This window comes from Nostoc sp. CENA543 (genome assembly GCF_002896875.1).
Classification (GTDB): Bacteria; Cyanobacteriota; Cyanobacteriia; order Cyanobacteriales; family Nostocaceae; genus Trichormus.
The window spans coordinates 2,836,664-2,849,447 of sequence record NZ_CP023278.1 but is presented as its reverse complement, the minus strand read 5'-3'; the positions used below and the strand labels follow the sequence as shown (position 1 = coordinate 2,849,447).

Annotated in this window: 8 protein-coding genes and 2 pseudogenes; 7 read left to right on the top strand and 3 right to left on the bottom strand. The window is 41.3% G+C overall.

Annotated elements, in window-relative coordinates; all coding sequences use genetic code 11:
* Positions 1 to 62: 62 nt before the first annotated feature.
* The 6 genes and pseudogenes from CLI64_RS11805 (at position 63) to CLI64_RS11780 (ending at position 6,952) form a co-directional block, all read left to right on the top strand.
* A complete protein-coding gene (locus CLI64_RS11805; RefSeq protein ID WP_103137406.1) occupies positions 63 to 2,066 on the top strand; it encodes an ABC transporter ATP-binding protein/permease in 2,004 nt (667 codons plus the stop codon).
* Positions 2,067 to 2,203: 137 nt separating this feature from the next.
* Positions 2,204 to 3,856: an RNA repair domain-containing protein gene (locus tag CLI64_RS11800; protein WP_225977570.1), complete on the top strand. Its 1,653-nt coding sequence runs from the start codon at positions 2,204 to 2,206 to the stop codon at positions 3,854 to 3,856.
* Between the two features lie 155 nt (positions 3,857 to 4,011).
* Positions 4,012 to 4,593 (top strand): annotated as a pseudogene (locus tag CLI64_RS11795) (hypothetical protein); the annotation flags it as partial.
* A 63-nt stretch (positions 4,594 to 4,656) separates the two neighbouring features.
* A complete protein-coding gene (locus CLI64_RS11790; RefSeq protein ID WP_103137405.1) occupies positions 4,657 to 5,967 on the top strand; it encodes an IS701 family transposase in 1,311 nt (436 codons plus the stop codon).
* A gap of 16 nt (positions 5,968 to 5,983) precedes the next feature.
* Positions 5,984 to 6,646: pseudogene (locus CLI64_RS11785) on the top strand (RNA-guided endonuclease InsQ/TnpB family protein); the annotation flags it as partial.
* A 90-nt stretch (positions 6,647 to 6,736) separates the two neighbouring features.
* The gene (locus tag CLI64_RS11780) at positions 6,737 to 6,952 is read left to right on the top strand and encodes a hypothetical protein (RefSeq protein ID WP_103137404.1); all 216 of its coding nucleotides are present in this window, start codon (positions 6,737 to 6,739) and stop codon (positions 6,950 to 6,952) included.
* Here CLI64_RS11780 and CLI64_RS11775 read toward each other — a convergent pair.
* The 3 genes from CLI64_RS11775 to CLI64_RS11765 all read right to left on the bottom strand — a co-directional run bounded on the left by CLI64_RS11775 (position 6,927) and on the right by CLI64_RS11765 (position 11,695).
* A complete protein-coding gene (locus CLI64_RS11775; protein WP_103137403.1) occupies positions 6,927 to 8,021 on the bottom strand; it encodes a formylglycine-generating enzyme family protein in 1,095 nt (364 codons plus the stop codon). The two genes, CLI64_RS11780 and CLI64_RS11775, sit on opposite strands and share 26 nt — an antisense overlap.
* A gap of 572 nt (positions 8,022 to 8,593) precedes the next feature.
* Positions 8,594 to 10,228, bottom strand: coding sequence for a hydroxylamine reductase (hcp, locus tag CLI64_RS11770; RefSeq protein WP_103137402.1), 1,635 nt, complete (start codon positions 10,226 to 10,228; stop codon positions 8,594 to 8,596).
* Positions 10,229 to 10,396: 168 nt separating this feature from the next.
* Positions 10,397 to 11,695 carry a dihydrolipoamide acetyltransferase family protein gene (locus tag CLI64_RS11765; protein WP_103137401.1) on the bottom strand — a complete coding sequence of 433 codons (1,299 nt, stop codon included), beginning with the start codon at positions 11,693 to 11,695 and terminating at the stop codon, positions 10,397 to 10,399.
* 477 nt (positions 11,696 to 12,172) lie between these two features.
* Between CLI64_RS11765 and CLI64_RS11760 the strand changes: the two genes are divergently transcribed.
* Positions 12,173 to 12,742: a hypothetical protein gene (locus tag CLI64_RS11760; protein WP_225977569.1), complete on the top strand. Its 570-nt coding sequence runs from the start codon at positions 12,173 to 12,175 to the stop codon at positions 12,740 to 12,742.
* Positions 12,743 to 12,784: the final 42 nt, after the last annotated feature.

Genomic DNA, 12,784 nt, shown 5'->3' with positions numbered 1-12,784 from the left:
TTGACAAACAAGGATTAAATTGCTTCCCATACATCAAATCAAAATCACAAGATTTTTAGAATATGCAAGCTCAAATTTCCCGCGATCAACCCATAACAAACTCTTATTCAGCTTTAACTCAATTTTGGGAAAATATCAAAGCCCTGACTGAACCTTACTGGTATCCGACCAAGGCGGGAGGAAGAGCATTTTCAGCAGTGATTCGTTCCTGGGGAATGCTGATTACCCTCATCCTACTAATAATTGGACTTGTGAGTCTAAATGTATTTACTAATTTTCTTTATCGATATTTAGTTGATATTACTATTACAGGCAGGGATGTTTCTAAGTTTTTTGATACCGTATTGATTTATAGTGTAGCCCTGATATTTGTCACAGCCTTTGTCGGGTTTTCTAAATTTGTGAGGAAGCAAATTTCCCTTGATTGGTATCAATGGCTTAATAATCACATCCTCGCAAAATATTTGTATGGAAGAGCATACTACAAAATAAATTTTAAATCTGATATTGATAATCCTGACCAACGGTTGTCTCAAGAAATCGAACCGGTTATTAATAATGCTTTGACTTTTGTCACTACTTTCTTGGAAAAAATCTTAGAAATCATAGCTTATATCGTAATTATTTGGACAATCTCTCATCAAGTCGCCATTATCTTAGTTATTTATACAGTTATAGGTAATGTGGTTGCTGTATACTTGACTCAACATTTAAATAATATTAATCAAGAAGAACTACAATCTAAAGCTGACTATAACTATTGCCTGACTCATGTTAGAGTCCATGCTGAATCAGTGGCTTTTTTTCGGGGAGAGAAACAAGAGTCTAATATCATTGGTAAAAGATTTACTAAATTGGTCAAAAATGTTCAGCGCAGGATTGACTGGGAAAGAAATCAAGACATTTTTAATAGAGGCTATCAGGCTGTAATTGAAATATTTCCATTTCTTATCTTAGGCCCCTTGTATATTACAAATCAACTAGGCTTTGGAGAAATTAGTCAAGCTTCATTGTGTGCATATTTGTTTGCTAATTCTCTTGCGGAATTAATCAACGAATTTGGGGTTTCCGGTCGATTTTCTATATATGTTGAGAGGTTATCTGAGTTTTCTTCTGCTTTAGAAGAAGTGGCGAAAGAGCCAACAAATGTTAGTACAATCAAAACAGTAGAAGAAAACCATCTTACTTTTGAAAATGTCACCTTACAAACACCCAATTATGAACAAGTGATTGTTGAGGATTTATCACTTTCTGTGCAGCCAGGAGAAGGTTTATTAATCGTGGGGCCGAGTGGTCGTGGTAAAAGTTCTTTATTGAGAGCGATCGCAGGTTTATGGAACGCCGGAACAGGTCGTTTAGTCCGGCCGCCTCTAGAAGAGGTCTTATTTTTACCCCAACGTCCTTACATCATTTTAGGCACTCTGCGGGAACAGTTACTTTATCCTAATACCAATCTTCAATTGACCGATGCCCAACTAAAAGAGGTTTTACAAAAAGTTAACCTACAAAATGTGTTAAATCGCGTCGAAGGCTTTGATACAGAAGTGCCTTGGGAGAATATATTATCGCTGGGAGAACAGCAACGGCTAGCATTTGCAAGACTATTAATTACTCATCCTAGCTTCACTATATTAGATGAAGCAACGAGTGCTTTAGATTTAACTAATGAAGGGCATTTATATCAACAATTGCAAGAGACAAAAACAACGTTTATTAGTGTTGGACACCGAGAAAGTTTATTTCAATATCATCAATGGGTTCTAGAACTATCGGAAAATTCTACTTGGCAACTTGTGACTGTGGAAGATTATCAAAAGCAGAAACAAATCGTCAATAATCCTCCTCCAGAAAATGTTCCAATTACTATCAATAACCTGCCTAAAGAAACCACTGTAATAACAAACATAATCACAGGTTTTTCTCACAAAGAAATGCAGACATTAACAGACTATTCACTCGGCACAATTAGAAGCCGAGCCAGTCAAGGAAAATCCATCACTACTAAGGACGGCGTGACTTACCGCTATAACAAAGACCCCAAAGTATTGAAATGGTTGAGAGTTTAGCTATTAATTAGGGATTGGGGATTGCCCTAGTTTATGAAGTATGATGTATTATGAGCGTAATACCTTGGGTAAACAACGCTCATTAGGGGTATAGGGGGTTTAAGCGTTGGAAGATGTCAAAATCAGAAAAGAGAAGAATGGCTACCAGTCGCGAGGTTTACGATCGCATTATCTGGGATGTGCGCCTTGATACCAATGCTTTTGTTGTCGGTTTTCAAGAACGTCTTTCATCTACAGGTATTAGAGAAAAACCTCTGGCACAATGGGCGACAGATGGGGATATTCCTTGGCATCGCATCCGCTATATCCGTTGTGGAGACGTGGTTGTTTGGGATCGAGAACAGCATTTAGATTTGATTTCCTCTGGCGATTTACCTGCGGCGGCGTGGAAAAGCGAGAGTACAGAAAATCTAAGGGAGAAAGTTGTCACTGTATTAGATAGCACAGCGATATTCAAGCCGCGACCTGTTTATAAATACAATATCTCAGGTTGGCAAGCAGATACACAAAAAGCCACCGCAGTCAACTTAGAAACTTTAGCGATCGCTAGTTTTAATGTACTTTGTGATATCTATGAGAAAGACAAAATCGCCACTGAAAAAAGATTACCAGTAATTGTTGAACAGTTACGTCAATGTAACGCTGATATTATCGCCATCCAAGAAGCAACACCATCTTTATTAGAGTTACTTTTATCGCAAACTTGGGTACGCAATTATTACATCTCCGATGATAGCAAAGCCGCAACGGTAAAACCTTACGGTAATTTATTATTGTCGCGTCTACCTTTTACACTGGTTGAGCATCAATTTTCTGGACACAAACGGGTATTGGTAGGAAGTTGTGCAATTAACGGTCAATTGCTGCATATTGCCGTCCTGCATTTAACCAGTGATTACGCCCAAAATGCCCTAGAAAAACGCCAACGTCAGCTAGCTACTACATTGGCATATCTGCAAAAGCTCCCAGGAAATAGCTTAATAGCTGGTGACTTCAATACGCGAGGTAACGAACAAGAAGAAATATTAACGGCTGCTGGATGTGTTGATATTTGGGAACAACTACATCCAGATGCAGCAGGTTATACATTTGACCCGCAACGCAACGCCTTAGCAGCTTTGATGAGTTTAAAGGGAATACCAGTTAGACTTGATCGCATTTTACTGCGGAGTCAAAACCATGATTGGCTACCACAGTCAATTGACTTGTTCGCTTGTGAACCGATAGCAGGGACAGAGGGGAAAATTTATCCATCCGATCATTTTGGTGTGCGTGCAGTTCTGAAATTTGCCAAGTCTTTTCCAGCCTCCGCCTTAAGTACAGTGCGCCCAGTTTATCAAAGTGCTGTAGTCGTGATTCCACCGGATCATGTTTTACCTGCTATCCAAGCCATCCGTGAGCGTTATGATGCTAGAGTTGAGCGTTGGATGGCTCACATTAATTTACTCTACGGTTTTCTACCAGAAGCTTATTTTGCTGAGGCGGTAGAAATTATTGCACCTGTACTGGCTCAACTACAACCATTTCAAATTACCTTAGCCGACTTCCAAATATTTACACACCGTAAAAGTTCTACAGCTTGGTTACGTCCTGTTGTCCAGCCAGAAAACGCATTGCATGAGTTACAGGCGGTACTGGAAAATCTATTTCCCCAATGTAACGAACAAAGCAGCAAAACAAAAGCAGGTTTTACTCCCCACCTCAGCGTCGGACAATTTCCCAGTCCCGAAGCTGCCTTAGCTGAGTTACCGCAATGGCATCCCGTTAGTTTTACGAGTCGTGATGCGTAAAGCCCCCAAGTATGAAGCACAAAACTTATTGGTTTTGTGCTTCATACGTCTTTTAAGTGGGGGATATAAGCGAATGACCGAATAAATTCGGTCATGGCGGGTTGTTTAATTATCCCAAATATATTATGCTGATATTATAGCGTAAGAATTATCAATTGCTAGTATACGAGTTCAAGTTAAAAGGTAAACAGCAGCAGTTTAATCTGATTGATGAAGCAATCAGGACTGCTTTGTTTGTCCGTAATTCTTGTGTTCGTTACTGGATGGATAACCCAAAAGTTGGTAAATACGATTTAAGCGCATATTGCAAAGAATTGGCTGCTAACTTTGAGTGGGCGGGTAAACTCAACTCAATGGCAAGGCAGGCATCAGCAGACAGAGCTTGGGCTGCAATTTCTCGGTTTTATAGTAACTGCAAGAAGCGCAAAGTTGAGCCAGTGCTGCGGACGGGTTTCCCGCCGCAGGCAACTGGCGTTGGAGCGGAGGCTTCCTCCGCTCCAAACTTTGTAACAGAGAAAGTTCCAGGTAAGAAAGGTTGTCCAATTTTCAAAAAACGTGGACATTCTGTGGAGTACAAAACCACAGGATGGAAGTTGTCAGAAGATAGAAAATATCTCACACTGACTGACGGTTTTGAGATTGGGAAACTAAAATTAGTAGGAACTTATGACCTGCATTTTTATCAGATCAAAGATATTAAGCGTGTCCGATTGGTAAAACGTGCAGATGGTTACTACCCCTGATTTGTCACTTTCGCGGTAGTATAAGAACGTAAAAACTCTAGAACGTAAGCACAGAGAATGGTAGAGCCTCGTTCACCCGTGAAAACGATCAAATTCGTGGACGAATATTGCCAGTGGTATAAAAGTCTGTTTTCAGATGTTAGAAGCTTTGAAGCATTTAAATACCTGCATATAGGTTGCATTTCCGAACTAAAACGGAAAACATTACCAGAAATAGCCAAAATTGTAGGATTAGATAATCAGCAAGGCTTACATCATTTCTTAACTAAATCACCTTGGGAAATAGAGAAGCTAAGAGCTTTACGTTTAGAACTAATTTTAGAAATCATAAAAGGTAGACCAATCGTTTTAATTATTGACGAAACTGGAGATAGAAAGAAAGGCTCATCAACAGATTATGTCAAAAGACAATATATAGGAAACTTAGGAAAGGTTGACAATGGAATTGTAGTGGTTACAGCATACGGTGTATTCTGCGGAATGACCTTTCCTCTGCTGTTTGAAGTATACAAGCCGCGTGAAAGATTAAAACCAGAAGATAAGTATCTAACCAAGCCACAAATAGCCGCTAATTTAATCAGAAAGCTCAAGTCACTAGGCTTTAAATTTAATTTAGTATTGGCAGATAGTTTGTATGGAGAAAGCGGAACTAATTTTGTATCAGTGTTAGATGAAATGAATCTAAACTATATAGTGGCAATTCGCTCAAACCACGATGTAAAGCTACTTCCACGACAGCATACTCAATATCTAGAGTGGCAGAGATTTAAACGTGTATTTTCTGACCTCGACAGTGAAAATCGATATATTAGAGAAATAATTTACGGAAAACGTAGCGAACATAGATATTGGCAGATCACCACAGACGTTGAAAAGTTGCCAGGAAACTCTACTTGGTATGTCATGACTAAATATCCCGATATTACACCCAGGGAAGTTGGGAATTTCTATGGGTTAAGAACATGGGTTGAATATGGCTTGAAGCAAAGTAAGAATGAATTAGGTTGGGCAGATTATCGTCTGACTCACTATGCGGATATTGAACGCTGGTGGGAGATTGTTTGTAGTAGCTATTTAATGGTTAGCCTTCACTCTGAACAAATGCAGTTTTCTGTGCCTGAATCTCCATCAAAATTTGCTGTTCATCCTTGGTGGGATGATGGAAAGGGTTGGAAGAACATTCTTAACAATCTCCGTTTAATAATTCAACCTTTTACTTTATTTAACCTAATATATCCCTGGTTAACAGTTTTTCCTATTCCCCAATTGTCCTTGGGTTTTTCTAAACTTCAATCTATTATTTATCACCTCACCAGTTCAATATTTATTTTCCTGACTCACCCTGATTTCTACTTTTCCTCTGCCTAGAGTGACAAAACAGGGCTACGCTCAATTTTGTATTGCTGTTGACCGAGAAATTAAAGTAGAACCAAGTAAAAAAGTTATTGGGTTGGATGTTGGTTTAAACCACTTCTACACTGATTCCAATGGAGAGAAGGTAGAAAACCCTAGATTCTTGAGAAAATCTGAGAAGGCATTAAAACGCCTACAAAAACGAGTTTCTAAGAAGTTTAGAAAGGGTAAGCCTCAATCCAATAACTATAAAAAAGCTAGGAATAAGCTAGCAAGAAAACACTTGAAAGTTAGTAGACAGCGTAAAGACTTTGCTGTGAAGTTAGCAAGGTGCGTCATCCAGTCTCACGACGTGGTTGTTTATGAAGACTTGCAAGTGCGGAACATGCTTAAAAACCACAAACTAGCCAAAAGTATTAGTGATGCTTCTTGGTATCAGTTCCGGTGTTGGCTGGAATATTTTGGCAAAGTATACGGCAAAATAACCATTGCTGCACCACCTCACTGGACAAGCCAAAACTGTTCTAACTGTGGGGAAACTGTTGTTAAAACTTTGTCAACTAGAACCCATGAATGCCCCCACTGTGGAACTGTTTTAGACCGAGACGAAAATGCAGCACTGAATATTTTGGCTAAAGGATTAAGTACGGCGGGACACTTCGGAACTCACGCTTGGGGAGAGAACGACCTCTGAAAAGGATCTGGCAACAGGTTCAGATAAGTCGGCTCGGTGAACCAAGAATCCCCGAAATTCTATTTCGGGGAGTGTCAAATCATTAGTTTAATGATTCAGCTTGAGCAAATCGGCATTTTCGTGCGACCTTGGACAAATATTCAACAGATAGGAAATACAGCGCGTTTAGTGTTGGGTTTGCATCTGACTGCTGATTTGCAAAGCACTACTGTAGAACAATTAGCGAGAGATTTCCTAGCGCAATTAAATTTTCAAAATAGTAGTTTTGAGGCGATGACAGTTAATGATTCTTCTGGGATTCAGTAGTCCTCGCCTCCCCACCATCACACACAACCCGAAAACCGAAATAGTTGACGCGCTCATCGCGGTAGTATGAGTAGCGAGTAGCAGAACGGCAGTATACAGGACTGAAGCTCAAAAAACCACCGCGCAGCACCCCAATTAGATTGTCGTTCTCATTTATCCAAACACTACCATCTACAGGTGCGCCATGATAATTCTCATGCCAACCGTCTTGACACCACTCCAAAACATTACCGTGCATATCATATAAACCAAAGGCATTAGCAGGGAAACTGCCTACTGGTGTTGTTTGCTGTCGAAATAGTCCTTGGGGTGCAGAAGCATAAGTTTGACTAGCATCATAATTAGCTAAATCTGCTGTAATGGTTTCCCCAAAATGAAAGGGTGTATTTGTTCCTGCTCTACAGGCATACTCCCATTCCGCCTCACTAGGCAAGCGATAATTGCGACCTGTGATATTGCTTAACTTTTTACAGAACTCTACCGCATCATCCCAACTTATTTGTTCTACAGGTCTATTTTCACCTTTGAAAATGGCGGGATTATTTCCCATAATTGTTTGATACTGTGCTTGGGTAATTTGATATTTGCCCATGAAAAAAGGTTTCAGTGTGACATGATGCTGAGGACTTTCATCTGCGTTTCGTCCTGCCTCTGATTCTAGTGAACCCATAATAAAAGCACCACCAGGAATCGCCACCATTTCCAGTGCCACGCCATTACCTAAATTTTCTACAAAATGTTGTCCTGTTCGCCTAGCTCTGGCAGTGATTCTACCCTGGGCATTGACTCTGACTGTTTCAAACTCAAAATTTTGTAACGGAGTGGAATTAGGATTGAGTTCTGTATTGCCATTTTGGCGGGAATTTGCACTGACTGGATGCCCTACGACAGATAGCAGTAAACTTGCTCCTCCTCCACCCAGACATTGCAAAAATTGTCTGCGATTGATTAACGATAAAGTAGAGTTACCTGAGCGTGTAAACCTCTTGTCGGTATGGGAGGTAGTGATGATGCAATTGGAAGTTGCATTGAAAAACTGGTCTACTTTCAAAGCCCAATTTTTTGGCATGGTCTTCTTGTGCGGGTTTGCAGGTGATATTTACGAAGAATACAAAATTTCTCATCAATTGACATGGGGGGATCACAGGATTTTCGAGCCACTCCACAAACTAGAAGTTCGTGGATTTAGGCAAAGGTCACGCTAATACCATTTTGGATTTTAAGTAGGCAGGCATAATTAAATATAAGGCGTTGCTGATTAGTGGGATGATTTTTGTTTCGCGCAAAGGCGCAAAGACGCAAAGAGTCGATATTTCACTTTGTTTAAAAGGCAACGCCAAATATAAAATGTCATTGCGTTCGCTTCGCTCTCTACGAGACGCTTCGCGATCGCAATGATGGAAGGTGTTTTATTTTTACGCCTATCTACTTAGATTTTGGATTTCGGATTTTGAGATGGTTTACTGGTGAGCTTTTCAGAAATCCATCTGTCGCAATCATTTTTCAAATTGGTATAACTTTTCGCACCTTATCGCTATCTGGTTAACGCTTTTGTCCTCATGGTTGAACTGTTCTCAGAATGAATAAGTCAGCCTTCGCAAAAATCCAAAATCTAAAATCCAAAATCTAAAATTTACAGGGTCAAGACAAACACGCTGCTAAATCTTGTTCTGGGGTAGTAATCAGCTTGAGATTATAGGTTTGTGACAGTAACTTGACTACATTAGGTGTGAGGAAAGCTGGCAGTGTCGGGCCGATGCGAATATTTTGAATACCAAGGTGCAGTAGTGTCAATAGAACCGCGATCGCTTTCTGTTCATACCAAGATAATACTAAGGATAATGGCAATTGATTGACACTGACACCAAAGGCATTGGCTAAAGCTACAGCAATCTGAATGGCTGAGTAAGCATCGTTACATTGACCTAAATCTAGTAGTCGTGGAATTCCGCCGATATCACCCAAATTTCTGTCAAAGAAACGGAATTTACCACAACCTAACGTTAAAACAATACAATCACTCGGCATTTTTTCCACGAGTTCGGTGTAGTAATTGCGTCCTGGTTTGGCACCATCACAACCACCAATTAAGAAGAAGTGTTTGATTTGACCTTGCTTCACACCCTCAATTACTGTATCGGCAACACTCAACACGGCATTGCGCGCAAAACCTGTAGTTACATTACCGCCGTCTTGTTCATCAACAAATCCTGGTAGTGCTGAGGCTTTCTCAATGATTGGCGAAACGTCACGAATACTAATATTTGGCAACCCAGGAAAACCAACAGGCCCCAATGTGAATACTTTATGTTTGTAAGATTCATGGGGAGGCATGAGACAATTGGTAGTCATGGCGATCGCACCAGGGAATTTTTCAAATTCATGTGTTTGATTTTGCCATGCAGTGCCGTAATGTCCGTAGAGGTGTGGGTAAGTCTGCTTGAGTTTGGGATAGCCATGTGCTGGCAGTAATTCACCGTGGGTATAAACTTTAATATCAGTTCCCACTGTTTGTTCGAGAATCGCTTTCAATGCTAATAAATCGTGTCCTGAAACCAGGATGGCTTTACCTGCAATATGTCCCAGAGGTACAGATGTTGGTATAGGATGACCAAAGGTTTCTGTATTGCCAGCATCCAGTAATTCCATTGCTTTGAGGTTCATTTGCCCAACTTTTAGGGCTAAATCTAACCAATGCTGTAAAGTTTCATCTTGGTCGTCGAGGTGTGCCAATACTTCATGGAAAAATCTGTAGAGGTCTTCATCATGCTCTTTAAGTTCCAGAGCATGGAAAGCATAAGCAGCTACACCCTTGAGTCCATATAATACGGTGAGCTTGAGGGAGAAAATATCTATATTTTTAGCCGATTGACTGATAAATTCAAATTCTAGGTCTTTTCCCTGCTGAATTTGCGCTTGGAGATTACTAGCAGGTTGAAAATTAGCAATCGCCGAATTAACAACAGTATTACTGATTGCTTGAATTTTTAACTTGAGACTATCACGTAAAGCGATCGCGCGATTTATAAATGCTACAAAATCATCCGCCGCAAAGTTCACATTTGTCAGCGTGGAGAAGAGCATTTCACAGGTAAACTCATCGGTATCACGGGTAGCGATTCCCAAAGAATTAGCTTGTAGAGCCACCTGGGACAATCCCCGCAAACAATGCACCAACAAATCTTGTAAAGCGTCTACTTCTGGACTTTTACCACAAGCTCCCCACTGATGACAGACATCGCCACGGGTAGTTTGTTCACACTGGTTACAGAACATAGTTCGTTTCTCAACTCTTCATGCTCTCAGCGTATTCTTTGCTTTTTGGTAAGTCCTTGATTTAAGTCAAAAGTTGGGGACTGGGGACTGGGGGCTGGGGTTATCACTTACTTGTTCACTATTCCCCATTCCCCATTCCCTGTTCCCTGTTCCCTGTTCCCTGTTCCCTTAGAGAGTCAAAGATTGAGCGTCGGTTTCAATCAACTTGGCTAAATCTTGTAGGAATGCGGCTGCGTGTGCGCCGTAAATAATGCGGTGGTCACAAGTGATATTGACCTGCATTTGTTGACGGACTGCAAACAAGCCGTCTGGACTAGCGACAACTTGGGGACGGGATGCACCAACCGCTAAGATTGAACCTTGTCCTGGGGGTAAAATGGCATCAAATGTATCTACACCGAACATTCCTAAGTTGGACACGGTGAAAGTGCCACTGTTGTATTCATCTGGTTGGAGTTGTTTAGCTCTAGCGCGGTCTACTAGAGATTTCCAGTTGCGTGAGAGTGAGTAAATGTCTACTTGATCAGCATTTTTTAATACGGGTGTAATTAAACCGCCATCATCCATTGCGACAGCTACAGAAATATTGATGTCGGAGTGGTAAACAACACCTTGATCTGAATAACTAGCATTTAAAAGTGGGTGTTTTTGTAATGTCACTGCGACTGCTTTCGCCAGTAGGGCTGTCATGGTGACACCCTTCGATTTAATTTGTTTGTAAAGTTTGTCTAATCCATCAGTGGTGATTGTGTAACCCACACGGAATTCTGGTACTGCTAGGCTAGCAACCATATTCCGAATGACGGCATTTTGCAGAGTATTGAATGGGGCGATTTGACCAGGAACGGCTGCAACTGGTGCAGGTGCGGGTGTGCGGGGTGCGGGTGCTGCTGGTGCAACTGGGGTAATGCTGGGTGCGGGAGTGACTGGTGCAACTGGTGCAACTGGTGCAGGAGTTTTACCAACGGCAGATTCGACATCACCAGCGACAATCCGACCGTAGGGGCCGCTACCTTTGAGGCTGTTTAAATCTACTTTTAATTCTTTGGCTAACTTCCGCGCTCTGGGTGATGCTACAAGTCTACCTTCTTTGTGGTTAGAACCGTTTTGAGATGCTGTAGTGGTTGCACCAACTAAGGCTGTAGCAGGAATTGGTTCGGGGGTGGGAGTAGCCGCAGCCGCCGCACCGGAATTACCCATAGATTTAGCAGCTTCAATTTCCGCTTCAGTTTCAGCCACATAAGCGATCGCAGCTCCTACAGGCGCACTGTCACCGGCTTGCACTACGATATGTGCGAGATACCCTTCATAGAAGGTTTCTACATCCATATCTGCCTTATCTGACTCCACAACCACCACTGTTTCGCCTTTTTCCACTTTATCCCCTGGCGATTTGACCCAGGAAACAATTTTACCTTCCGTCATGGTGGAACTCAGGGCTGGCATGAATATTTCGTGAATGCTCATATGGTGGTTCTAGAATCAATGGGTTTATGGACTTTAACAGCTTTTGCCAGATCGAATTGTATCTTGGCTAGAGAGTTTTATATTTAAGATTTTCTATTTTAAATCGAGCGGGTGGGATTGGGGATTGGGGATTGGGGATTGGGCAGAAAAACTCAAAATTCAAAAGTTTTTCTCCCCCTGCTCCCTGCCCCCTGCCCCCCTGCCTCCTCTGCTCCCTGCCTCACTGGAACATCTAGGCAAGCTTTATGTCTATGCTTTCATGTCGTTGATTCGCTGTTGGTGCTGGCGATCGCTTAGTGGAATCAATTTTTCACGGTTCACATTCAAAGTTTTGTGTAATTTTGTATCTCTTGTCACCAATTGTTACAGACGATTATGTTGTCCAAAATCAAGTTACCATCGAAGGATAGTTAAAAAATCATAAAGTTAGCAATTTTGACCTTTGAATATTGACTTTTAAAATACCTGTTTAGTTTTATGCCAGTAAAACTGAAGTTTTTTTTGATTTTGATGCTCAGTGTGATTGCTACTGCTGGTGCTGGTGTATATCTGATTCAGCATCAAACAGCTATGCCAATTCCAGACACTGTTACTACTCAGCCACCACAGCAGTTATCACCTGTGCAGCAAACTCAAGCGGTTGTGGAAGATTTGGAACGCGAAAAATACCAAAATATGCCTTTGGAAAATCTGAACTCTATTTTACAAGGGAGTGATCCAATCAAGCTGGCACAGAATTTTTTAGATGATGTCAGACCCTCCAAAGGCGATCGCAAAATAGAAGTTGCATACCCACAGCCGCATCAGTCTATAGTCACGGTGATTCAAAAAACCAAGTCTCAAGATGCTGCATCTGAGGTGATGAAATATCGCTTGGAGATGAATAGCTTCGGGCGATCGCTCTTATCCAGTTCGCCCCCGATTTGGCGTATTGTGTGGGTAGGTTCTCAAGTTCAATGTCCTACCAAAAACCTGATCCCAAAAAATAATCCCAAATTAAAAACCCCCACCAAGCTTGTGCAAGATGGGTTTGATAAAGGGTGCTGAGTAATGAGTAATGAGTAGTGAGTGGTGTTAGCGGTAGCGCGG